Source organism: Microbacterium pratiae (genome assembly GCF_047302165.1).
In the GTDB taxonomy this organism is placed as follows: Bacteria; Actinomycetota; Actinomycetes; order Actinomycetales; family Microbacteriaceae; genus Microbacterium.
Genome location: NZ_CP154843.1, coordinates 2392995 through 2415215 on the forward strand (window position 1 = coordinate 2392995; position 22221 = coordinate 2415215).

Sequence of the window (22221 nt, forward strand, 5' to 3'; positions counted from 1 at the left end):
AAATCGGCGGTCGTGCGACCGGAAAAGTCTAGACGCGCTCGCGGGCCGTGCCCGCCGCCAGAGCACGCGCGGTCCCCGAGAGCCCGGCGACGCCCCCGTCGCGCAGTGCGCGCACGAGGGCTGTTCCCACGATCGCACCATCGGCGTAGTCGACGACTCCGGCGACCTGATCGGGCGTGGAGATGCCGATGCCGACGCACGCGTGCACGTCTCCGAGCTCTCGGAGACGCGTGACGAGGGTGCGCGCAGCCGCGTCGAGCTCGGCGCGCTCGCCCGTGATCCCCATCGTCGAGACCGTGTAGACGAAGCCGGTCGAGGCCTCGACGATCATCCGCAGCCGCTCGTCGGTCGAGGTGGGCGCGGCGAGGAACACGCGGTCGAGGCCGGTGCGCTCCGATGCGGCGAGCCACTCGGGTGCTGCATCCGGGGTGATGTCGGGCGTGATCAGGCCGGCACCGCCGGCCGCCGCGAGATCGTCGGCGAAGCGGTCGACGCCGTACTGGAGCACGGGGTTCCAGTACGTCATCACGAGGATCGGGATGTCGACCCGTTCCGCGATCGCGCGGACCGCGGTGAACGTGTCGCGGAGACGGAAACCCGCGGCCAGGGCGGTCTGCGTCGCCTCCTGGATCACGACACCGTCCATCACGGGATCGGAGTACGGAGGTCCGAGCTCGAGGACGTCGGCTCCCGCCTCGGCGAGAGTCACGGCGGCCTCGATGCTCGTCTGGAGATCGGGGAATCCGAGCGGCAGGTAACCGACGAAGGCACCACGACCGTCGGCGTGCGCGGCATCGATCGCGGCGGCGACACGAGAAGTCACAGCTCGACTCCTTCGCCCGACGCGGCCTCGTCGTGTTCGGGTTCGACCACGGGCTCGGCGCCCTCGTCGTACAGCTCGAACCAGCGCGCAGCCGTATCCATGTCCTTGTCGCCCCGACCGGACAGGTTGACGGCGATGATCGCGTCGGGGCCGAGCTCGCGCCCGATCCGCAGTGCGCCGGCCAGCGCGTGCGCCGACTCGATCGCGGGGATGATGCCCTCGGTGCGGCTCAGGAGCCTGAGGGCCTCCATCGCTTCCGTGTCGGTCGCCGGGATGTACGAGGCACGGCCGATCGACGCGAGCCAGGCGTGCTCGGGTCCCACACCCGGATAGTCCAGCCCCGCCGAGATGGAGTGCGACTCGATGGTCTGCCCGTCCTCGTCCTGCAGCACGAAGGTCTTCGCCCCGTGCAGGACGCCGGGGCGCCCGCGCTCGATCGACGCGGCGTGGCGCTCGGTGTCGACTCCCTCACCGGCCGCCTCCACGCCGTAGAGCGCGACGCCCGCGTCGTCGAGGAACGCGTCGAACATGCCGATCGCGTTCGAGCCGCCGCCGACGCATGCGACGACGGCGTCGGGAAGGCGCCCGGTCTCGGCGAGCAGCTGCTCGCGAGCCTCTTCCGAGATGATCTTCTGGAAATCGCGGACCATCGCGGGGAACGGATGCGGCCCCGCGGCGGTGCCGAAGATGTAGTTGGTGGTCTCGACCGAGGCGACCCAGTCGCGGTACGCCTCGTTGATCGCATCCTTCAGCGTGCGCGAGCCGGTCGTCACCGGCACGACCTCGGCGCCGAGCAGTCGCATGCGTGCGACATTGAGGGCCTGACGCTCGGTGTCGACCTCACCCATGTAGATCGTGCACTCGAAGCCGAACAGTGCGGCAGCCGTGGCCGTGGCGACACCGTGCTGGCCCGCGCCGGTCTCGGCGATGACCCGGGTCTTGCCCAGGCGCTTCGTCAGCATCGCCTGGCCGATCACGTTGTTGATCTTGTGCGAGCCCGTGTGGTTGAGGTCCTCCCGCTTGAGGAAGACGCGCGCGCCGCCCGCGTGCTCGGCGAAGCGCGGGACCTCGGTCAGAGCCGAGGGGCGGCCGGCGTAGGTCGCGAGCGTACGCGTCAGCTCGGCGGCGAACTCCGGGTCGGCCATCGCCGATTCGTAGACGGCCGTCAGCTCGTCGATCGCAGCGATCAGCGATTCGGGCATGAACCGTCCGCCGAAATCGCCGAAGAAAGGACCGTGCTGTTCTCGCAGACTCACGCGCCGGCCTCCAGGAATGCGTGCAGGGTGGTCACAGGGTCGTTCGTCACGAGCGCCTCGCCGATGAGGACGGCGTCGGCACCGGCCCGACGGTAATGGGTCACGTCGTCGGGTGTCAGCACGGCGGATTCGGCGATCTTGACGGCATCCGCCGACAGGTGCTCCGCCAGCCGGCCGAAGAGATCCCGGTCGAGCTCGAAGGTCGAGAGGTTTCGTGCGTTGACCCCGACGAGACGCGCGCCGATGTCGGCGGCGCGATGCACCTCGTCGAGCGAGTGCGTCTCGACGAGCGGCGTCATACCCAGCTCGAGCACGAGCTCGTGCAGCTCGGCCAGCACCGGCTGATCGAGGGCAGCGACGATCAGGAGCACCAGATCGGCACCCGCTGCCCGCGCCTCGAAGACCTGGTACGCGTTCGCGATGAAGTCCTTCCGCAGCACCGGGATCGACACCTCGGCGCGGACCGCCTCGAGATCGGCCAGGCTGCCCTTGAACCGCCGCCCCTCGGTCAGCACCGAGATGACGGAGGCCCCGCCTTCCTGGTATCGCGCCGCCTGGAGAGCGGGATCGGGGATCGCAGCCAGGTCACCGCGCGACGGACTCGCCCGCTTGACCTCCGCGATGATCTTGACCCGCTCGGCCGGCGCGAGCGCCGCGAGGGCGTCGCGTGCCGGGCGCTGAGCGAGCGCGTCGCGCTCGACGACGGCGAGGGGCCGCTCGGCCGCACGGGCCTCGGCGTCCTCGACGGCGCCGGCCGTGAGACCGGCCAGCACGTCAGTGCGCTTTCGGGGTGTACTTGTCGCCGTACGCGCCGTACCCGGCCTTCGCCATGGCCCAGCCGACGATGAGACCCACGACGAGCAGCCCGGCGGACGCCCACACGAGCACCGGCATGTCGAGCCAGAAGAACAGGGTGCCCAGCGCGAACGCCAGGAGCATGATCACCACAGCGGTCCACGCCGCCGGGGAGTGTCCGTGGCCGGGGTCGCCGATGTTGCTCATTGTTCTCCTTCGCGGGATTTCTCGGGCTGAGGTCAGTCTACCGGGGCTCAGGCGGTCGGATCGGACCCGCGGCTGAGGTCGTCCCACGAATCGATCGGATCGTGGGAGTCGTGCGGCCGCGAACCGCCGGGGCGACGCACCTCCGCGGCCGCATCCGTGCGGTAGCGGCGCGCGGTGCTGCGCCACGACCGCGCGGTGACGAGGGTGAGCACGCCGCCCGCGCACACGAAGACGGCGCCGACGACCGTGATCCACGGCCACGCGGTGACCGTGATCGCCGAGACGAGGGTGCCCACCGCCTCGACTCCCGCGAGACCGGTCGCATCGGCGACGACGCCCACGACGGCTTCGGGGGGTGCTGTCAGAGCGATCCGAAGCGACTCGGCGAGGAGCGCGGCGCCGATGAGGACGCCGATGACACCGAAGGCGTAGCGCAGCACCGTGCCCACGATCGAGAGCGCGAGCCCGAGCGCGAGAGCCGCCAGCCCCAGCGGAGTGACCAGCGGGAGCGCCTCGGTGCCCGGCACCGGGAGGACCGCCTGAGCGCCGTCGCGCAGCGTCGCCTCCAGCCACGGCTGAGTCGCGCCGATGACTGCGAGGCCACCGCCCACGACGGCCGCGAGCACGGCGATCATCCGCGAGCGGCGCGTCATGAGACCTCGACGACCGGGTCGAGATCGTCGGCGTCGAAGCAGGTTCGCGTGCCGGTGTGGCACGCCGCGCCCACCTGCTCGACGAGCAGGAGCACCGCGTCGCCGTCGCAGTCGAGCCGCGCACCGCGCACCAGCTGGATGTGGCCGGACGTGTCGCCCTTGCGCCAGTACTCCTGCCGCGAGCGCGACCAGAAGGTCACGCGTCCGCTCGTGAGCGTCCGGCGGAGCGCCTCGGCATCCATCCACGCCAGCATGAGCACCTCGCGCGTGTCGTGCTGCTGGACGATCGAGGCGACGAGGCCGTTCGCGTCGAACGACACCCGCGCGAGGCGGTCGTCGATGCTCTCGGTCATCGCCGCACCTCGATCCCGCGCTCGGTCAGCGCGTCCTTGGCGTCGCCGATGGTGAGCTGCCCCGAGTGGAACACGGATGCCGCGAGCACGGCATCCGCGCCCGCCTCGATCGCGGGGACGAAGTGCTCCGTCGCTCCCGCGCCGCCCGAGGCGATCACCGGGACGGAGGAGACCGCGCGCATCAGGGAGATGAGCTCGAGGTCGAACCCGTCCTTCGTGCCGTCGGCGTCGATGGAGTTCACCAGCAGCTCCCCCGCACCGCGCTCGATCGCCTCGCGAGCCCAGGCGAGCGCGTCGATCGACGTCGCCGTGCGGCCGCCGTGGGTCGTGACGACGAAGCCCGAGTCGGTTCCGGGCGCGCGCTTCACGTCGAGCGAGAGAACGAGCACCTGCGCGCCGAAGCGATCGGCGATCTCGCCGATGAGGTCGGGACGCGCGATCGCCGCCGAATTGACGCCGACCTTGTCGGCCCCGACCGAGAGGAGCCGCGCGACGTCGTCGACCGAGCGGACACCGCCACCGACGGTGAGCGGGATGAAGACCTGCTCCGCCGTGCGGCGCACGACATCGTAGGTCGTCGCACGGCCGTCGACGGTCGCGGTGACGTCGAGGAAGGTCAGCTCGTCCGCGCCCTGCTCGAAGTAGAGTCGCGCGAGCTCGACCGGATCGCCCATGTCGCGCAGGTTCTCGAAGTTGACGCCTTTGACGACCCGCCCCGCGGCGACGTCCAGGCACGGGATGACGCGGCGTGCCAGCGTCATGTCAGAGCCTCGCGTTGTGGATCGCGGTGACGAGGATGGCACGCGCGCCGATGGCGTACAGGTCGTCCATCGTCGTGTTGACGCTCGCGCGCGGCACCATCACGCGCACCGCCACCCACTCGGGGTCGCGCAGCGGTGAGATGGTCGGCGACTCGATGCCGCCGGCGATCGCGACGGCCTCGTCCACCAGAGCAGCCGGCAGGTCGTAGTCCACGAGCACATAACGCCGCGCCACGAGCACACCGCGAAGACGACGCAGCAGACGCTCGGTGCCCTCGGCGTCCTGAGGTCCGGCGATCAGGACGGCCTCGGACCGGAGGATCTCCGGGCCGAAGACCTCGAGGCCGGCCTGACGGAGGGTCGTGCCCGTCTCCACGACGTCGGCGACCGCATCGGCGACGCCCAGGCGAACCGCCGACTCCACGGCCCCGTCGAGCGGCACGAGGTCGACGGCGATGCCCCGCTCGTCGAGGAACGCATCGACGAGTCCGGGGTACGACGTGGCGATGCGCTTGCCCGCGAGCTCGGCCACGTCGGTGAACGTCCCGGTCGGGGCAGCGAAGCGGAACGTCGACCCGGCGAAGCCGAGCCGTTCGATCTCGCGCGCGCCGGGCATGCGGGCGTCCAGCAGCAGGTCGCGGCCAGTGATGCCGACGTCCAATGCACCCGAGCCGACGTACGTGGCGATGTCCTTGGGACGCAGGTAGAAGAACTCGACCTCGTTCACCGGGTCGATGACGTGGAGGTCCTTCGAGTCGCGGCGTCCGATGTAGCCGGCCTCGGCCAGCATCTCGGCGGCGGTCTCGGCGAGCGATCCCTTGTTCGGGACGGCGATGCGCAGCATGGGGGTCTTTCTGTCTCGGAGCGGAAGGGCGGGGCGTCGCTCAGAGATGTCGGTAGACGTCTTCGGGGCTCAGACCTTTGCTGATCATGAGCACCTGCAGGTGGTAGAGCAGCTGCGAGATCTCCTCGGCCGTCTCGGCGTCGGACTGATATTCGGCCGCCATCCAGACCTCGGCCGCCTCTTCGACGATCTTCTTGCCGATGGCGTGCACACCGCGGTCGAGCTGCGCGACCGTGCCCGAGCCCTCGGGCCGGGTCTCGGCGATAGAGGTGAGCTCTGCGAACAGCGCGTCGAACGTCTTCACCTAGCCAGGGTACCGGCCCGCGACGGGGGCTCCGACCGCGCGCGCCGACGGATCAGTGCCGGTGGACCCGCTGTGCCCGATCGCGGAGGCTCGCGATCGCGGAGTCCGGATCGTCGGCGCCGAAAACCGCGGAGCCCGCCACGAACGTGTCGGCTCCCGCCTCGGCCGCTTGAGCGATCGTCGACTCGGAGATGCCGCCGTCGACCTGGAGCCAGACGGAGGAACCACGCCGGCGCGCCTCGTCGGCCAGACGGCGGAGCTTGGGCATCTGATCGGCCATGAAGCTCTGCCCCCCGAAACCGGGCTCGACCGTCATGACGAGGATCTGGTCGAACTCGTCGAGGACGTCGAACAGCCCTTCCACCGGCGTTGCGGGCTTCACGGCGACGCCGGCGCGCGAGCCGATCGAGCGCAGCCGACGGGCGAGCGCCACCGGGTCGGTCGCCGCTTCGAGATGGAAGGTGACGCTCGCGGCGCCCAGTTCGGCGTAGCCGGGGCCCCAGCGGTCGACATCGGAGATCATCAGATGGACGTCCAGCGGAACCGGGCTCGTCGCCTGGATCCGCTCGACCATCTGCGGGCCGAAGGTGAGATTCGGGACGAAGTGGTTGTCCATGACGTCGACGTGGACGAAGTCGGCCGACCGGATGCGGCCGAGCTCAGCCTCCATGTTCACGAAGTCGGCGGCCAGGATGCTGGGGTTGATGCGCAGGGCGTCGGCGTCGCTCACACCCCCATTATCGCCGGTCACGGCTTCTGCAGCAGGGTGATGGACATGGCGTCGGTCCCGTGCCGGTGCGGCCAGAGCTGCGCGCGGCCCGAACCGTCCTGCGGGTCGGGCAGATCGATCCCTCCCCTGCTGACCGCACGAATGACCGCGCGGGCATCGAGCTCGCGAACGTCCGGCCGAGCGGCGCGGATGTCCGCCACGACCACAGCGGTCTCGGCGAGGTGGGGAGAACAGGTCACATAGGCCACGATCCCGCCGGGGGCGAGGGCATCGACAGCAGCCCCGAGAAGCTCGCGCTGCAGCGCGCTGAGGTCGGGGACATCGGCCGGGCTCTTGCGCCACCGCGCCTCCGGCCGGCGACGGAGTGCGCCGAGTCCGGTGCACGGCGCATCGACGAGGATGCGGTCGTAACGACCGCGTCCCGCTCGTTCCCGGCCGTCCTCCTCCGACACGGGAACCTCGAGCGGCACCCCGGCGACGGAGGAGCGTACGAGGCGGGCGCGGGCGGGCGATATCTCGTTCGCCTCGATGACGGCTCCGCCTCCCAGCGCCTCGGCAGCCAGGACGGCCGTCTTGCCGCCGGGGGCTGCGCACAGGTCGAGCCAGCGCTCGCCCGCGCGGACCGGACGTGCTCGCGACAGCGCGAGCGCGGCGAGCTGAGAGCCCTCGTCCTGGACCCGGATGCGGCCCGCCGCGCCGCGCACCAGGGGTTCGGGGTCTCCCCCGTCGAGACGGAACCCGAGCGGCGAGTACGGCGTCCGCGTACGGTCGGCGGGGATCTCGGCCAGACCCGGTAGCGCGGTCATCGTGACGGTCGGTGAGACGTTGTCTGCCGCCAGCAGGTCTTCCAGCTCGTCGACGCGCCCCTCGGCGGCGAGGGCACGACGGAAGGCGCGGATGACCCATACGGGGTGCGAGTATCGCAGACCGAGTCGCTCGTCGTCCGACCGGGCGCCGGCATCCACGCGCTGCAGCCAGTCCCCCGGATTGTCGCGCGCGATGCGACGCAGCACGGCGTTGGCGAAGCCCGCGGCGTTCGCTGCACCCGCGCGGCGGACGAGCTCGACGCTCTCGTTGACAGCCGCGTGCGACGCCACGCGCGTCGCCAGCAGCTGGTGGACTCCGAGGCGGAGAGCGTCGAGGACGGGCGGGTCGATCGTGTCGATCGGGCGGCCCGACGCCTGCTCGATGATGGCGTCGTAGGTGCCCTGGCGGCGCAGGGTCCCGTAGGTGAGCTCGGTCGCGAGGCCGGCGTCAGCCGGCGTCAGCCCGGCGCGCCGGAGCTCTTGCGGGAGGAGCAGGTTCGCATAGGCGTCGGAGTCGGCGACCGCGCGCAGGACGTCGAATGCGACGCGACGGGCGGGGTTCACGAGCCCGCCTCGACGCTCTCGACGCGCTGACCGCGCCACCAGTCCGGAGCCGGCATCGCACCACGTCCTGCCGGCTGCACCGATTGCAGGGCGATCGTGCCGTCTGCCGTTCCCACGAGGACCTCCTTGCCGACGAGACGGATCTCCCGCGGGGCGAGGTCCGCATCCGCGCCGCGCCGAGCCGCGAGGATCTTGAGGCGCTGGCCGGCGATGGTCGTGTGCGCTCCCGGCTCGGGGGTGGTCCCGCGGAAGCGGTCGAGCACGACGTCCGCGGGGAGCGCGAAGTCGAGGAGTCCGTCGCCGAGCGTCAGCTTCGGGGCGAGCGACGGCTCGCCCGACTGCGGGACGGCTGTCGCCGTTCCGTCGGCGATCCCGTCGACGACGGCCGCGACGGTCTGAGCGCCGACATCGGCGAGCTGCGCCAGCAGATCGCCGGCGGTCGCGCCGCGGTCGACCGGGTGGCGAGTCTGCGCGAAGACATCGCCGGCGTCGAGCTCGGGCACGAGGCGGAACACGCTGACCCCGCTCATCCGATCGCCCGCGATCAGCGAGTGCTGCACCGGAGCGGCGCCCCGCCAGGCGGGCAGAAGCGAGAAGTGCAGGTTGATCCAGCCGTGCGGCGGCGCCGACAGCAGCGGCTCGCGCACGAGCCCCCCGTACGCGACGATGACGCCGAGGTCGGCTCCCCACGCGGTGATCGTCTGCGTCGCTTCGGCGTCGAGGCGGTCGGTCTTCAGGATCGGCAGACCGAGCTCGGCCGCGAGGGCCACGACCGGCGACGGGGTGAGCACCCGTTTGCGTCCGAGCGGCGCGTCGCGCCGCGTGACGACCCCGACGATCTCGTGCCGTGATGCGGCGAGTCGCCGCAGCGACGGCAGGGCTGGTTCCGGTGTCCCGGCGAAGACGATGCGCATGGCGCTCCTCACAGATCGAGATCGGGCACGTCGAGACGTACTCTGAGTGTATTGCGCGGCCCCGCCGGAGCACCGCGCCGCCGCCGCCCGCGCAACGCTGCCGCGACGACCGACGCCCGGAGCGATTCCGCCACGGGACGTCCGAGCGCGTACTCGAAGCGGACGAGGGCGCGGACGGCGTCGTCGCGTGGCACCGGCCCGAGAACCGATGTGTCGGTGAGCGCGGGCACGTCTGCTCGCAGCTGCGCGATCGCCTCGGAGACGGCGGAGGCTGTTCCCTCCACCGCCGCGACGCGGACCGTCGGCGGCATCTGGAGCGGCGCCCGCTCGGCGAGCTCCGCTCGCGCATAGGCGGGCTGGGTCCAGGTCGCGAGCGCCCGCGCAGCGGGGCCGGCCACACCGACGAGGTGGACGGGGGCGCCGGGTGCGGCGAGAGCCGCGGCATCCGACCACCAGCGCAGACACGCTTCGGCGATGCGGAGCTGCTCGGTCATCAGCATCCGATCGCCGTCGAGCAGGATCACGGCGCGGTATCCGCCGGCGGCGAAGGGCTCGGCGCCGCGCGTCGCGATGACGAGCGCGGGCTTGGCATCGACGTGGGTCACCTGGTGATCGCCGTCGGAGACGATGACGCGGGTGTTCGGGAAAGCGCGTCCGAGCTCGTCGGCGGTGCGCTCGCTGCCCGAGGACGCCATGCGCAGACGGTGCGACGAGCAGGACGCGCACGCCCATGCCGGAGCCGAGCGCCCGCACCACGCGCACTCGGGCACGGCTCCCGGCCGCCGGGCGCGCAGAGGGCCGGCGCAGTGCGCGCAGCGGGCCGGTGTGCGGCAGTCGGCACACACGAGGACGGGGGCGTACCCGGGACGGGCGACCTGCACCAGAACCGGTCCGTCCGCGAGCGCCTCACGCGCCGCGGCGAAGGCCGCCGACGGCACCCGCGTTCCCCGCGACTCGCCCTCCCGCGTCGCCGAGAGGACCACGCGGGCGCTCTCACGGCGGCGAGCCGGCACCTCGCGCACCCAGCCGAGCGCCACGAGACGCTCGACGTCGGTCGTGCGCGTCAGGCCGGCGAAGACCAGGGCGCACTCCTGCAGCTCCTGTCGGACGAGCGCGGCGTCGCGTGCGTGCACGCCCGGGCTCAGCGGCTCGGCGAGCAGCGGATCGCCGTCGTCCCAGAGCAGCACCGCGCCGAGATCGTGGGCCGGCGCGTACACGCTCGACCGGTTGCCCACGACGATGCACGGCACGGGTGCCAACAGACGGAGATACCCGGCGTAGCGTTCGGGCCCCGACCGCCGCGCATCGTCGCGGACGACGGCGTCATCGTCGACCCGACGGGCGAGGACGGCCAGGACGTGCGCCTCGTCGCGATGGTCCGGGACCACGACCACCGCGCTCCTCCCCCGACCCAGCGTCAGCACGGCCAGCGCGGCCAACAGCTCGGCCCAGGCGGGCACATCGTCCGCGGGCCGCGGTGGCGCGTCGAGCGCGACGCGCTCGCCCGCCGCGACCGCGGCCTCGAGTTCGGGGTATGCCGCGACGGTCTCACGAGCCCAGGCGAGCGCGTCGGCGGTCACGACCGGGGCCTCGGGCGGGCCGGACGCCGCCCACGCCTTCTCGGCCCGCACCATCCGCTTGGGGATCACCAGGCGCAGGACGTCGCTCGCCGACCCCGCTGCCCGGTCCGCGACCCGGCGCGCGTGCGCGTAGAGCCGTTCCGGCAGCACCTCGACGGGTGACACGACGTCTTCGAGCTCGGACAGGGGGCGATCGCCATCGGTCTCGTGTCCGAGCTCGACGAGGTAGCCCTCGACGGTGCGCCCGACGGTGCGGAGCGGCACCTTCACACGGACGCCGGGCACTGCCGACTCGCGGAGGGCGTCGGGCACGACGTAGTCGAACAGACGGTCGAGCTGCGGCAGCGGTGAGTCGATCAGAACGCGCGCAACACGCCGGGCCTCGCTGCTCACAGGCCCGCTGCGGTGCGCAACTCCTCGACGCGGTCGGTGCGCTCCCAGGTGAACTCGGGCAGTTCGCGACCGAAGTGCCCGTACGCCGCCGTCTTCGCATAGATCGGCCGGAGCAGATCGAGGCGGTCGATGATCGCCTGCGGGCGGAGGTCGAACACATCGCGGATGGCCGCCGAGATCGCCTCGTCGGAGACATGGCCGGTGCCGAAGGACTCGACATACAACCCGACGGGTGCCGCTCGCCCGATGGCATACGCCACCTGCACCTCGAGGCGGTCCGCGAGTCCCGCTGCGACGGCGTTCTTCGCGACCCAGCGCATCGCGTAGGCCGCCGAACGGTCGACCTTGGACGGGTCCTTGCCGCTGAAGGCGCCGCCACCGTGCCGAGCGGCCCCGCCGTAGGTGTCGATGATGATCTTGCGGCCCGTCAGTCCCGCATCGCCCTTCGGGCCGCCGACGACGAACGGGCCGGCCGGGTTGATGACGTACTCGACGTCGGAGATGTCGAGGCCGGTCTCTGCGAGGACGGGCTCGATGACCTCCGCCTGCACGGCCGCTCGCAGCGCAGGAAGCGAGATATCGGGCTGATGCTGCGTCGAGAGCACAACGGTCTCGACCGTGCGGGGCACGGCGCCGTCGTAGCCGAGCGTCACCTGGGTCTTGCCATCGGGCCGCAGGAACGGCAGCGCGCCCGTGCGACGAGCCGACGTCAGACGCTCGGCGATCCGATGGGCCGTCCAGATCGCTATCGGCATCAGCTGCGGCGTCTCGTTCGTCGCGTAGCCGAACATGATGCCCTGGTCGCCGGCGCCGAGCGCGTCGGTGGGATCGATCGACCCCTGCTCGCGATGCTCGAGGGCGTTGTCGACCCCGGCGGCGATGTCGGAGGACTGCTCGCCGATCGACACCGTGACACCGCACGAGTCCCCGTCGAAGCCCGTCTCGCTCGAGGTGTATCCGATGCGGTTGACGACGCCGCGGACGATGCCGGGGATGTCGGCGTAGCCGTCCGTCCGAACCTCGCCGGCTACGTGCACGAGGCCCGTCGTCACGAGGGTCTCCACCGCGACGCGCGAGCCGGGATCCTCCGTCAGCAGGGCATCGAGGATGCTGTCGGAGATCTGGTCGCAGATCTTGTCGGGATGCCCCTCGGTGACGGACTCGGACGTGAACAGGCGCAGCTGGCTCATCGGGACTCCCTGTGGGACGTGACGGGGCGGGATCGGGACGGGGCGGGATCGGGACGGAGACGATTCTGCCCGCGGCGGCCGACATCCGGCTGCCGCGGGCAGAAATATGACGGGGCTGCCGCCGAGTCAGTCGAGCGAACGCAGGCGGAGCTTGTCCTCGTGGATCTCGTGCATAGCGATCGTCAGGGGCTTGTCCTCGACGGACGAGTCGACGAGAGGGCCGACGTTGTCGAAGAGGTTGCCCTCGTGGAGGTCGGAGTAGTAGTCGTTGATCTGACGCGCGCGCTTGGACGCGTAGATGACCAGCTGGTACTTCGAGTCGACCTTGTCGAGCAGGGCGTCGATGGGCGGGTCGATGATGCCTTCGTTGCTTCCGGCCATGGCGGATCCTTCCGGGATCGATGTCGGTGGAGAGTCGGCTGCCGCGCCGCAGGCGCAGGCATCCCCCCAGTCTACGCGATCAGTCGGCCAGCGCGGCGACCTCGTCGGCCGCCCGCGAGACGGTGTCGTTGACGACGCGGTAGTCGAACTCGTTCTGCGATGCCAGCTCGACGCGCGCCGTGCGCAGGCGGCGGGCGCGCTCCTCGGCGTCCTCGGTGCCCCGCCCCACCAGGCGCTCGACCAGCTCATCCCAGCTGGGCGGCAGCAGGAACACGAGGGTCGCGTCGGGCGCGGCGGCGCGAACCTGGCGCGCTCCCTGCAGATCGATCTCCAGGAGCACCGTGCGACCCTGCGCCAGAGCCGCCTCGATCGGAGCCTTCGGGGTGCCGTAACGGTGACGGTTGTGCACCGTCGCCCATTCGAGCAGCTCACCCTCGGCGATCAGGCGGTCGAACTCGGCGTCGTCCACGAAGTAGTAGTGCTCGCCGTCGACCTCGCCGGGCCGCGGGGCCCGTGTCGTCGCGGAGACGGAGAGCATGATCTCGGGATGCGTGTCGCGGATGTGGCCGGCGACCGTGCCCTTGCCCACGGCGGTGGGTCCGGCGAGCACGAGCAGCCGCGATCGGCCGGCGCGCGGCTGCGGCTCGGGCAGGCGCGCGTCGAGGAATCCCTGCAACGCGAGCCGCTGCCGCGACCCCAGCCCGCCGAGGCGCTTGACGGGCGAGATGTCGAGGTCGGCGAGGATGCGGTCGCGCTTGTTCTCGCCGATCGCCGGGATCGCGGTCAGGAAGTCGGTGACCCGCATCGCACCGGCCGCCGAATCGGGGTCGCGCAGAGCCCGCCGCAGGAGCTCCTGGGGCGAGATGACGCGCATCGCGACGTCCTTCTTCAGCGCGGCGCGCTCGCGGCGCGCTTCGACGGCTCGGCGCGAGGCCGCGGCGCGGTCGACCTCGGGCGGGTGGGGACGGTCAGCCACGATGTTCCTCCTCTGCCTCCGCGAGCTCGCGGCGATGAGCGTCGAGCGCGCCGACGATGCCGTCGGGGCCGGCGGCCAGCACGCTGCGACTCGCGCTCGCGATGACCTGGGCGGCATGCGCGCCGAAGACCGACCGCAGCGCGCCGAGCGCCACGCCCTGCGCGCCGAAACCGGGGGCCAGGATCGGCGCGGCACGGAGCGAGTCGTCGGTCAGGCCGAGCTCGTCGCGGTCGACGGTCGCCCCCACGACGAGGCCCACGTGCCCCAGAGCGCCCGCCTCCGCGGCGGCACGATTGGCCCATCCGACCCCGGCTGCGACCCAGTCCGCGACCGTCTGACCGCGCTGCGCCTCGACCGCGGTGACCTCCGCGGACTGCAGGCCGAACGCCTCGGGGTTGCTGGTCGCGGCGAGGACGAAGACGCCCTTTCCAGCACGCGCCGCAGCCGTGATCGTGCCGCGGAGAGACCCCGGGCCGAGGTACGGGCTCACCGTCACGGCATCCGCCTCGAGCGGCGCGCCCGGCTCGAGCCAAGCCGCGGCGTAGCCGTCCATCGTGCTGCCGATATCGCCGCGCTTCGCGTCGGCGATCACGATCAGGCCCGCGTCCCGAGCTGCGGCCTGGACGTCTTCCAATGCCGCGAAGCCCGCCGATCCGTGACGCTCGAAGAACGCGACCTGCGGTTTGACGACGCCGACGCGGCCGCGCGCGGCCTCGACCACACGCAGTCCGAACTCCCGCACGCCCGCGGCTGAGGCCGGAAGGCCCCAGTCCGCGAGCAGCGCGGAGTGCGGATCGATGCCGACGCAGAGCGGCCCGTATGTCTCGAGCGCGCCGGAGAGGCGCTCCCCGAATGCGGTCACCGGCGCCCCGCCCGCTCGAGGGCGTAGTCCTGCAGGCTCTTCACCTCGAAGCCGGCACGGAGCACGGGCAGCGCGCTCACCGCGGCGCCCAGGACCGCCATCGTGGTGAAGAGGGCACGGTCACCCGCCACCGCGGCGGCACGGATCTCGTAGCCGTCCGCGCGCGCGACCCCGCCGGAAGGCGTGTTCACGACCATGTCGACCTCGCCGGCGTTGATCAGATCGACGATGTTGCGCTCACCCGAGCCCTGCGTCTCGGAGTACTTCCCGACGACCTCGACCCGGATGCCGTTGCGCGCGAGGATCTCGGCGGTGCCCTCCGTGGCGATCAGGCGGAAGCCGAGTTCCTGCAGCCGGTGGGCCGGCAGGATCACGGCGCGCTTGTCGTCGTCGGCGACCGAGAGGAACACCGTGCCCGAGGTCGGCATGCCGCCGTAAGCGGCCGCCTGGCTCTTGGCGAAGGCGGTCGGGAAATCACGGTCCATTCCCATGACCTCGCCGGTCGAGCGCATCTCGGGTCCGAGGACGGAGTCGACGGTGCGGCCGTCGGCGGTGCGGAACCGCTTGAACGGCAGCACGGCCTCCTTCACGGCGACCGGAGCATCGAGCGGGACGCGCGAGCCGTCCTCGGCGGGCAGCAGCCCCTCGGCCTTGAGCTCGCCGATCGACGACCCGGCCATGATCCGCGAGGCGGCCTTGGCGAGCGGGATGCCGAGCGCCTTCGACACGAACGGCACGGTGCGGCTGGCGCGCGGGTTCGCCTCGATGACGTAGAGCACTCCGGCCGACACGGCGAACTGGACGTTGAGCAGTCCGCGCACGCCGACTCCGCGGGCGATCGCGAGGGTGGCCTCGCGGACCCGGTCGATCTCGGTGCGGCCCAGCGACATGGGGGGCAGCGTGCAGCTCGAGTCACCGGAGTGGATGCCGGCCTCTTCGAGGTGCTCCATCACGCCGCCGATGTACAGCTCTTCGCCGTCGAACAGCGCGTCGACGTCGAGCTCGACCGCGTCATCGAGGAAGCGATCGACGAGCAGCGGGAGGCCCGGGCCGATGATCGCCTGGTCGGCGACGCGCACGAAGTAGTCGCGCAGGCTCTCGGTGTCGTAGACGATCTCCATGCCTCGCCCGCCCAGCACGAAGCTCGGCCGGACGAGCACGGGGTAGCCGATCGACTCGGCGACCTCGACGGCCCCCTCGACATCGATCGCGGTGCCGTTGCGCGGCGCGACGAGACCGGCGTCGTCGAGCAGACGTGAGAACAGCTCACGCTCCTCGGCCAGATCGATGGCCTCCGGCTGGGTGCCGAGGATGCTGTATCCGGCGGCCTCGATTCCCTTCGCGAGCCCGAGCGGGGTCTGCCCGCCGAGCTGGCAGATGACGCCGAGGATCGTGCCGGACTGCGACTCGGCGTGCAGCACCTCGAGGACGTCCTCGAGCGTCAGCGGCTCGAAGTAGAGCCGATCGCTCGTGTCGTAGTCGGTCGAGACCGTCTCGGGGTTGCAGTTGACCATGATCGTCTCGTACCCGGCATCCGCCAGGGCGAAGCTCGCGTGCACGCAGGAGTAGTCGAACTCGACGCCCTGACCGATGCGGTTGGGGCCCGAGCCGATGATGACGACCTTGGTGCGCTCGGAGGGCGTGACCTCGGTCTCGGAGTCGTACGACGAGTAGTGGTACGGCGTGAGCGCAGGGAACTCGCCGGCGCAGGTGTCGACCGTCTTGAAGACGGGGCGGAGGCCGAGCGCGTGGCGGACGCCGCGCACCTCCTCCTCGGTGATGCCGCGGAGCTGCGCGATCTGCGCGTCGCTGAACCCGTGGTCCTTGGCCGTGCGGATGACGTGCTCGTCGAGCTCGCCGGAATCGGCCACGAATGCGGCGACCTCGTTGATGAGCTCGATCTGGTCGAGGAACCACGGGTCGATCGCGGTGGCCTCGAAGGCCTGCTCGACCGTGGCGCCCTTGCGCATCGCCTGCTGCAGCACCACGATCCGCCCGTCCGTCGGGGTCTTCGCGATCTCGAGCAGCTCGTCGACCGTGCGCTCCTCGTCGCCCCAGTGGAAGCTCGATCCCCGCTTCTCGAGCGAGCGCAGCGCCTTCTGGAGCGCCGTGGCGTAGTTCCGGCCGATCGCCATCGCCTCGCCGACCGACTTCATGGTGGTCGTGAGGGTCGTGTCGGCGGCGGGGAACTTCTCGAAGTTGAAGCGCGGCACCTTCACGACGACGTAGTCGAGCGTCGGCTCGAAGCTCGCCGGGGTGACCTTCGTGATGTCGTTCGGGATCTCGTCGAGACGGTAGCCGATCGCGAGCTTCGCGGCGATCTTCGCGATCGGGAATCCGGTCGCCTTGGATGCCAGCGCGGACGAACGCGACACGCGCGGGTTCATCTCGATGACGATGATGCGCCCCGTCTGCGGGTCGACGGCGAACTGGATGTTGCAGCCACCGGTGTCGACGCCGACGGCGCGGATGATGTCGATGCCGATGTCGCGCATCTTCTGGTACTCGCGGTCGGTGAGCGTCAGGGCCGGCGCGACCGTGATGGAGTCGCCCGTGTGGACGCCGACGGGATCGACGTTCTCGATCGAGCAGACGACCACGGTGTTGTCGGCCGAGTCGCGCATGAGCTCGAGCTCGTACTCCTTCCACCCGAGGATCGACTCCTCGAGCAGAACCTCCGTGGTCGGCGAGTCGCGCAGACCCGCTCCCGCGATACGGCGCAGATCCTCTTCGTTGTACGCGAAGCCCGAGCCGAGACCGCCCATCGTGAAGGAGGGACGCACGACGAGCGGGTAGCCGAGCTCGGCTGCGCCCGCGAGCACCTCGTCCATCGTGTGGCAGATGCGGCTGTCGGCGACATCCGCTCCCGAGTCGATGACGAGCTGCTTGAAGATCTGCCGATCCTCGCCCTTGTTGATCGCCTCGAAGTTCGCGCCGATCAGTTCGATGTCGTACTTCTCGAGGATGCCGTGCTTGTGCAGGTCGATCGCCGCGTTGAGCGCGGTCTGGCCGCCCAGGGTCGGCAGGATCGCGTCGGGGCGCTCCTTGGCGATGATCGTCTCGATGACCTGCCACGTGATCGGCTCGATGTACGTGGCGTCGGCGAAGTCGGGATCGGTCATGATCGTCGCCGGGTTCGAGTTGACGAGGATGACGCGGACGCCCTCCTCGCGGAGCACCCGGCACGCCTGGGTGCCGGAGTAGTCGAATTCACAGGCCTGGCCGATGACGATCGGCCCCGACCCGATGACGAGAACGCTCTGGATATCGTCGCGCTTGGGCATCAGTTCTTGTTCTCCTGGGTCGCGATCACGAGGTCGCGGAAGCGGTCGAAGAGGTAGTTGGCGTCGTGCGGACCCGCCGCGGCCTCGGGGTGGTACTGCACCGAGAAGGCCGGCAGGTCGAGGGCGCGAAGGCCCTCCACGACGTTGTCGTTGAGGCCGACGTGGCTGACCTCGACGCGGCCGAAGCCCGCGGGGCTGTCGACGACGCCCTCGATCGGAGCGTCGACGGCGAAGCCGTGGTTGTGCGCGGTGATCTCCACACGGCCGGTCTGCTTGTCGAGCACGGGCTGGTTGATGCCGCGGTGGCCGAAGGGCAGCTTGTACGTGCCGAAGCCGAGCGCACGGCCGAGGAGCTGGTTGCCGAAGCAGATCCCGAAGAACGGCAGCTTGTCGGCGAGCACTCCCCGCAGCAGCTCGACGTGGTGATCGCTCGCGGCGGGGTCTCCGGGGCCGTTCGAGTAGAACACCGCGATCGGGTCGATCGCGCGCAGCTGCTCGAGCGTGACGTCCTGCGGGAGGACGTGCACGTCGAAGCCGCGGGCGGCGAGGTTGTTGACGGTCGCCTGCTTGACGCCGAGGTCGAGCACGGCGAGGTTGCCGAGGCGCTCCCCCGACGCCGGCGTCACTTCCGCTGCGGGCACCGACACCTCGGCCGAGAGGTTGCGACCGGTCATCTCGGGCGCCTCGCGGACGATGCGGAGCTGCTCCTCGGGGTCGATGTCGGCGGCGTCGCCGCTGAAGACGCCGCCGCGCATGGAGCCCGCCGAGCGCAGGACACGCGTCACGGCGCGCGTGTCGATGCCGCTGATGCCGACGATGCCGTCTCGCTCGAGCGATTCGTCGAGCGAGTTCTCCGAGCGCCAGTTCGACACGACGCGCGAGGGGTCGCGGACGATGTATCCGGCGACCCAGATGCGGCGGGACTCGACGTCCTCGCCGTTCATGCCGGTGTTCCCGATGTGCGGTGCGGTCTGCAGCACGATCTGGCCGGCGTAGGACGGGTCGGTGAGGGTCTCCTGGTATCCGGTCATGCCGGTGGCGAAGACGACCTCTCCGAGCGTGGTGCCGCGCGCACCGTAGGCGCGGCCGATGTGGCGGGATCCGTCCTCGAGAACGAGCACGGCGGGGTCACGGGTGAACAGTGTCACGCGTCGCCTCCTGGGGTCTGGGTGGGGGTCACGATGGTCTGGATGGCGTCGGCCAGCGCACGGGCCGACGCGGTCTGGGGTCGGAAGTAGCTGTCGACGATCGTCTCGTCGTCGATCAGCCAGCTCAGGCGTGTCAGGCCCTGCTTCTCGACGACGCGGTCGATCGCGACGGTTGCCTGATCGACCGAGACGATGCGCTCGGCGGGGATGAACAGGCGCGGCTGACCGGTCAGGTCGAGGGCCACGCCGCCACCCGCGTCGCCCGCGGCGACGATGACGTCGACACGGGAGCGGAATCCGAGCCCGCGGATGGCGAGGCGCTCGAGCGGCTCGTCGTGGCGTGTCGTCGCGACGTAGAGTCCCGAGATCGCCGCCGTCTGAACGGCCCCGGCCGGCAGTTCGCCGACCGGCACCGTGAGGCCGCTGTCGCGCCTCGTTCGTCGTCGCCACGCCCACACCCCGAGGGCGAGCAGCAGCAGGGCGACGGCGACCATGACGAGCAGGGCGCCCTCACGGCTCATGCGCGCGCCCCCGGCTCGTCGAGCAGATCACCGTCGGCGACCGTCGCCGTGCCGCGGAAGAGGGTCCAGCGCACGTCCCCGGGCAGCTCACGATCGAGGTAGGGCGAGTTGACACTGCGACCGCGCAGGTCGGCATCTGTGAAGGTGCGGACCGGGCGCGGGTCGTACAGCGTGAACGACGCCGGGCGGCCCGCCTCGAGCGGCGTGCCCGCGTCGGTCAGGCGACCGATCCGGGCGGGAGCCGTCGAGAGCACGCGCGCGACGTCCTCCCACCCGAGAAGTCCCGTGTCGACGACCGCCTGCTGCACGACGCGCAGAGCGGACTCGAGACCCACCATGCCGTTCGCGGCCGCGGCCCATTCGCAGCTCTTGGCCTCGGCGGGGTGCGGGGCGTGGTCGGTCGCGACGATGTCGATCGTCCCGTCGGCGAGGCCCTCCCGCACGGCCTGGACGTCCTCATCGCGTCGGAGCGGCGGGTTGACCTTGAACCGGGCGTCGTAGCCGCGGACGAGCTCCTCGGAGAGCAGCAGGTGGTGCGGCGTGACCTCGGCGGTCACATTGACCCCGCGCTTCTTCGCCCACCGGATGATGTCGACCGAACCGGCCGTCGAGAGGTGACACACGTGTAGGCGGGAGCCGACGTGCTCGGCCAGCAGCACATCGCGCGCGATGATCGACTCCTCGGCGACGGCCGGCCACCCGGTCAGGCCCAGTTCGGCGGACACGACGCCCTCGTTCATCTGGGCGCCCTCGGTCAGGCGCGGATCCTGAGCATGCTGCGCCACCACGCCGTCGAACGACTTCACGTACTCCAGGGCGCGGCGCATGATCAGCGGGTCGAACACGCAGAGCCCGTCGTCGCTGAAGACGCGGACGCGAGCGCGCGAGGCGGCCATGGCGCCGAGCTCGGCGAGTCGCTCGCCCTTCTGCCCGATCGTCACCGCGCCGATCGGCTGCACGTGCACGTACCCGGCGGCCTCGCCGAGCGCGAGCTCCTGCTCGACGACACCCGCGGTGTCGGCCACGGGCGAGGTGTTCGGCATGGCGAAGACCGTCGTGAAACCGCCGGCGGCCGCCGCACGCGAGCCCGAGAGGATGGTCTCCGAGGCCTCGTAACCGGGCTCCCGCAGATGCGTGTGCAGGTCGACGAGCCCGGGCAACGCGATGAGTCCGTCGGCGTCGACCACCGTCGCGCCGGCGGCGCTCAGGCCCGAGCCGACCTCGGTGATCATCCCGTCGGCGATCACCATGTCGACGGCGTCGCCGCCCGACAGGCGCGCTCCGCGGATGAGGAAGCTCTCGCTCATCGTCCGTCCTCCTCAGCTTCGGTGCGCTCGCCCGCCAGCAGCAGGTAGAGCACGGCCATCCGCACCGAGACGCCGTTCGCGACCTGCTCGAGCACAGTCGAGCGCGGCGAATCGGCGGCGGCGGCGGAGATCTCCATCCCCCGGTTCATCGGGCCGGGGTGCAGGACAATGCTATCGGCCGGAAGCGCCGCGAGTCGCGCGGCATCCAGGCCCCACGTGCGTGAATACTCCCGTTCAGTCGGGAAATACGCGGCGTTCATCCGCTCGAGCTGGATGCGGAGCATCATGAGCGCGTCGGGCTCGTCCGCGATGGCCTCGTCGAGGTCGTAGACCACGCGCACCGGCCACGCCGACACGTCCTGCGGCACGAGGGTCGGCGGGGCGACGAGGGTGACCTCGGCCCCCAGCGTCGTCAGGAGCCAGACGTTCGAACGTGCGACACGCGAGTGCAGGATGTCGCCGACGATGGTCACGCGCAGGCCGGAGAGATCGCGGCCGCGGCTGTCTTCGCCGAAGAAGCGCTTGCGGATCGTGAAGGCGTCGAGCAGCGCCTGCGTCGGGTGCGCGTGGGTCCCGTCGCCCGCGTTGACCACGCCGGCGCTGATCCAGCCGCTCGTCGCCAGCGTCTGAGGAGCCCCGGACGCGCCGTGGCGGATCACGACGGCATCCGCCCCCATCGCCTGCAGCGTCTGGGCGGTGTCCTGGAGCGATTCGCCCTTCGAGACCGAGGAGCCCTTGGCCGAGAAGTTGATCACGTCGGCGGAGAGACGCTTGGCGGCCGCCTCGAATGAGATCCGGGTGCGCGTGGAGTCCTCGAAGAAGAGGTTCACGACCGTCTTGCCCCGGAGCGTCGGGAGTTTGCGCACCTCGCGCTGCTGCGTGGCGGACATGTCCTCGGCGACGTCGAGGATGCGGAGCGCATCGAGCTGGTCGAGGCCCTTGGTGTCGAGAAGGTGCCTCATGATCCGATCGTCACCTCTTCGACGGCGTCGACCTCGCGCAGGCGCACGTTGACCCGCTCGTCACGGGCGCTGGGCAGGTTCTTCCCGACGAAATCGGGTCGGATCGGGAGCTCACGGTGGCCTCGGTCGACGAGAGCCGCCAACCGGACCGCCGCCGGGCGGCCGACGTCCTGCAACGCGTCGAGGGCAGCGCGGATCGATCGCCCCGAGAACAGCACGTCATCGACGAGGACGACCACCTTGCCGTCGATGCCGCCGGCCGGGATCTCCGTGGGCTGCGGCGCCCGCGTCGGATTGCGGTGGAGGTCGTCGCGGTACATCGTCACGTCGAGGGCTCCGACCGGGACGGCCGTCCCGGAGATCTCCGCGAGGAGAGAGCCGATGCGTGTCGCGAGGGGGACCCCCCGCCGCGGGATGCCGAGGATGACGAGGTCGGCGGGGCCCTTGTTCGATTCGAGGATCTCGTGCGAGATCCGCGTCAGGGCCCGGGCGATGTCGGCTTCATGCAGCACGGTTCGCGTGCTCATCCGCCGCTCCCTTCTCCGCCTCACAGGACGGTGTTAAAGGTTGCTGGGTGCGGCGCCCATGATAGCGGTCGCGACCGGCC

General features: G+C 71.1%; 23 protein-coding genes. All 23 read right to left on the reverse strand.

Features of this window, described 5'->3' with window-relative positions:
• Positions 1-28 precede the first annotated feature (28 nt).
• Positions 29-823 (reverse strand): tryptophan synthase subunit alpha, encoded by a 795-nt coding sequence (trpA, locus tag AA0Y20_RS11375; protein ID WP_412939312.1) that lies wholly within the window; start codon positions 821-823, stop codon positions 29-31.
• Positions 820-2079 carry a tryptophan synthase subunit beta gene (trpB, locus tag AA0Y20_RS11380; RefSeq protein WP_412939313.1) on the reverse strand — a complete coding sequence of 420 codons (1260 nt, stop codon included), beginning with the start codon at positions 2077-2079 and terminating at the stop codon, positions 820-822. The genes trpA and trpB overlap by 4 nt, the downstream gene beginning before the upstream one ends.
• Positions 2076-2852, reverse strand: coding sequence for an indole-3-glycerol phosphate synthase TrpC (trpC, locus tag AA0Y20_RS11385; protein ID WP_412939314.1), 777 nt, complete (start codon positions 2850-2852; stop codon positions 2076-2078). Before trpC ends, trpB begins: the two co-directional genes overlap by 4 nt.
• Position 2853: 1 nt before the next feature.
• Positions 2854-3081 (reverse strand): DUF6704 family protein, encoded by a 228-nt coding sequence (locus AA0Y20_RS11390; protein ID WP_023950623.1) that lies wholly within the window; start codon positions 3079-3081, stop codon positions 2854-2856.
• A 47-nt stretch (positions 3082-3128) separates the two neighbouring features.
• Positions 3129-3734, reverse strand: a complete 606-nt coding sequence (locus AA0Y20_RS11395; protein WP_412939315.1) for a Trp biosynthesis-associated membrane protein — start codon at positions 3732-3734, stop codon at positions 3129-3131.
• On the reverse strand, positions 3731-4087 hold the full coding sequence (hisI, locus tag AA0Y20_RS11400) for a phosphoribosyl-AMP cyclohydrolase (RefSeq protein WP_412939316.1): 357 nt from the start codon (positions 4085-4087) through the stop codon (positions 3731-3733). Before hisI ends, AA0Y20_RS11395 begins: the two co-directional genes overlap by 4 nt.
• A complete protein-coding gene (hisF, locus tag AA0Y20_RS11405) occupies positions 4084-4848 on the reverse strand; it encodes an imidazole glycerol phosphate synthase subunit HisF (protein ID WP_412939317.1) in 765 nt (254 codons plus the stop codon). Before hisF ends, hisI begins: the two co-directional genes overlap by 4 nt.
• Before the next feature lies 1 nt (position 4849).
• Positions 4850-5692 (reverse strand): ATP phosphoribosyltransferase, encoded by an 843-nt coding sequence (gene hisG, locus AA0Y20_RS11410; protein WP_412939318.1) that lies wholly within the window; start codon positions 5690-5692, stop codon positions 4850-4852.
• Positions 5693-5732: 40 nt separating this feature from the next.
• Complete coding sequence (locus AA0Y20_RS11415) at positions 5733-5996, reverse strand: phosphoribosyl-ATP diphosphatase (RefSeq protein WP_023950618.1); 264 nt, start codon at positions 5994-5996, stop codon at positions 5733-5735.
• 52 nt (positions 5997-6048) lie between these two features.
• Positions 6049-6726: a ribulose-phosphate 3-epimerase gene (rpe, locus tag AA0Y20_RS11420; RefSeq protein WP_412939319.1), complete on the reverse strand. Its 678-nt coding sequence runs from the start codon at positions 6724-6726 to the stop codon at positions 6049-6051.
• A 17-nt stretch (positions 6727-6743) separates the two neighbouring features.
• Positions 6744-8096, reverse strand: coding sequence for an RsmB/NOP family class I SAM-dependent RNA methyltransferase (locus AA0Y20_RS11425; protein WP_412939320.1), 1353 nt, complete (start codon positions 8094-8096; stop codon positions 6744-6746).
• The gene (fmt, locus tag AA0Y20_RS11430) at positions 8093-9010 is read right to left on the reverse strand and encodes a methionyl-tRNA formyltransferase (RefSeq protein ID WP_412939321.1); all 918 of its coding nucleotides are present in this window, start codon (positions 9008-9010) and stop codon (positions 8093-8095) included. Before fmt ends, AA0Y20_RS11425 begins: the two co-directional genes overlap by 4 nt.
• Before the next feature lie 8 nt (positions 9011-9018).
• Entirely contained in the window at positions 9019-10983 is a 1965-nt protein-coding gene (locus tag AA0Y20_RS11435) for a primosomal protein N' (protein WP_412939322.1), read from the reverse strand.
• Entirely contained in the window at positions 10980-12173 is a 1194-nt protein-coding gene (gene metK / locus AA0Y20_RS11440; protein ID WP_412939323.1) for a methionine adenosyltransferase, read from the reverse strand. The genes AA0Y20_RS11435 and metK overlap by 4 nt, the downstream gene beginning before the upstream one ends.
• Positions 12174-12299: 126 nt before the next feature.
• On the reverse strand, positions 12300-12554 hold the full coding sequence (gene rpoZ, locus AA0Y20_RS11445) for a DNA-directed RNA polymerase subunit omega (RefSeq protein ID WP_023950606.1): 255 nt from the start codon (positions 12552-12554) through the stop codon (positions 12300-12302).
• 79 nt (positions 12555-12633) lie between these two features.
• The gene (gmk, locus tag AA0Y20_RS11450; protein WP_412939324.1) at positions 12634-13530 is read right to left on the reverse strand and encodes a guanylate kinase; all 897 of its coding nucleotides are present in this window, start codon (positions 13528-13530) and stop codon (positions 12634-12636) included.
• Entirely contained in the window at positions 13523-14392 is an 870-nt protein-coding gene (gene pyrF / locus AA0Y20_RS11455) for an orotidine-5'-phosphate decarboxylase (protein ID WP_412939325.1), read from the reverse strand. Before pyrF ends, gmk begins: the two co-directional genes overlap by 8 nt.
• On the reverse strand, positions 14389-17676 hold the full coding sequence (carB, locus tag AA0Y20_RS11460) for a carbamoyl-phosphate synthase large subunit (RefSeq protein WP_412939326.1): 3288 nt from the start codon (positions 17674-17676) through the stop codon (positions 14389-14391). Before carB ends, pyrF begins: the two co-directional genes overlap by 4 nt.
• Entirely contained in the window at positions 17676-18824 is a 1149-nt protein-coding gene (gene carA / locus AA0Y20_RS11465) for a glutamine-hydrolyzing carbamoyl-phosphate synthase small subunit (protein WP_412939327.1), read from the reverse strand. Before carA ends, carB begins: the two co-directional genes overlap by 1 nt.
• Complete coding sequence (locus tag AA0Y20_RS11470) at positions 18821-19345, reverse strand: hypothetical protein (RefSeq protein ID WP_412939328.1); 525 nt, start codon at positions 19343-19345, stop codon at positions 18821-18823. Before AA0Y20_RS11470 ends, carA begins: the two co-directional genes overlap by 4 nt.
• The gene (locus tag AA0Y20_RS11475) at positions 19342-20652 is read right to left on the reverse strand and encodes a dihydroorotase (RefSeq protein ID WP_412939329.1); all 1311 of its coding nucleotides are present in this window, start codon (positions 20650-20652) and stop codon (positions 19342-19344) included. Before AA0Y20_RS11475 ends, AA0Y20_RS11470 begins: the two co-directional genes overlap by 4 nt.
• Positions 20649-21614 carry an aspartate carbamoyltransferase catalytic subunit gene (locus AA0Y20_RS11480; RefSeq protein ID WP_412939330.1) on the reverse strand — a complete coding sequence of 322 codons (966 nt, stop codon included), beginning with the start codon at positions 21612-21614 and terminating at the stop codon, positions 20649-20651. Before AA0Y20_RS11480 ends, AA0Y20_RS11475 begins: the two co-directional genes overlap by 4 nt.
• Complete coding sequence (gene pyrR, locus AA0Y20_RS11485) at positions 21611-22141, reverse strand: bifunctional pyr operon transcriptional regulator/uracil phosphoribosyltransferase PyrR (RefSeq protein WP_412939331.1); 531 nt, start codon at positions 22139-22141, stop codon at positions 21611-21613. Before pyrR ends, AA0Y20_RS11480 begins: the two co-directional genes overlap by 4 nt.
• Between the last annotated feature and the right edge of the window lie 80 nt (positions 22142-22221).

Bases quoted from the DNA above. Each gene is read 5' to 3' on its own strand.
- AA0Y20_RS11390 (WP_023950623.1), bottom strand. From the start codon at position 3,081: ATGAGCAACATCGGCGACCCCGGCCACGGACACTCCCCGGCGGCGTGG.
- AA0Y20_RS11395 (WP_412939315.1), bottom strand. From the start codon at position 3,734: ATGACGCGCCGCTCGCGGATGATCGCCGTGCTCGCGGCCGTCGTGGGC.
- hisI (WP_412939316.1), bottom strand. From the start codon at position 4,087: ATGACCGAGAGCATCGACGACCGCCTCGCGCGGGTGTCGTTCGACGCG.
- hisF (WP_412939317.1), bottom strand. From the start codon at position 4,848: ATGACGCTGGCACGCCGCGTCATCCCGTGCCTGGACGTCGCCGCGGGG.
- hisG (WP_412939318.1), bottom strand. From the start codon at position 5,692: ATGCTGCGCATCGCCGTCCCGAACAAGGGATCGCTCGCCGAGACCGCC.
- fmt (WP_412939321.1), bottom strand. From the start codon at position 9,010: ATGCGCATCGTCTTCGCCGGGACACCGGAACCAGCCCTGCCGTCGCTG.
- metK (WP_412939323.1), bottom strand. From the start codon at position 12,173: ATGAGCCAGCTGCGCCTGTTCACGTCCGAGTCCGTCACCGAGGGGCAT.
- rpoZ (WP_023950606.1), bottom strand. From the start codon at position 12,554: ATGGCCGGAAGCAACGAAGGCATCATCGACCCGCCCATCGACGCCCTG.
- carB (WP_412939326.1), bottom strand. From the start codon at position 17,676: ATGCCCAAGCGCGACGATATCCAGAGCGTTCTCGTCATCGGGTCGGGG.
- AA0Y20_RS11470 (WP_412939328.1), bottom strand. From the start codon at position 19,345: ATGAGCCGTGAGGGCGCCCTGCTCGTCATGGTCGCCGTCGCCCTGCTG.
- AA0Y20_RS11475 (WP_412939329.1), bottom strand. From the start codon at position 20,652: ATGAGCGAGAGCTTCCTCATCCGCGGAGCGCGCCTGTCGGGCGGCGAC.
- AA0Y20_RS11480 (WP_412939330.1), bottom strand. From the start codon at position 21,614: ATGAGGCACCTTCTCGACACCAAGGGCCTCGACCAGCTCGATGCGCTC.
- pyrR (WP_412939331.1), bottom strand. From the start codon at position 22,141: ATGAGCACGCGAACCGTGCTGCATGAAGCCGACATCGCCCGGGCCCTG.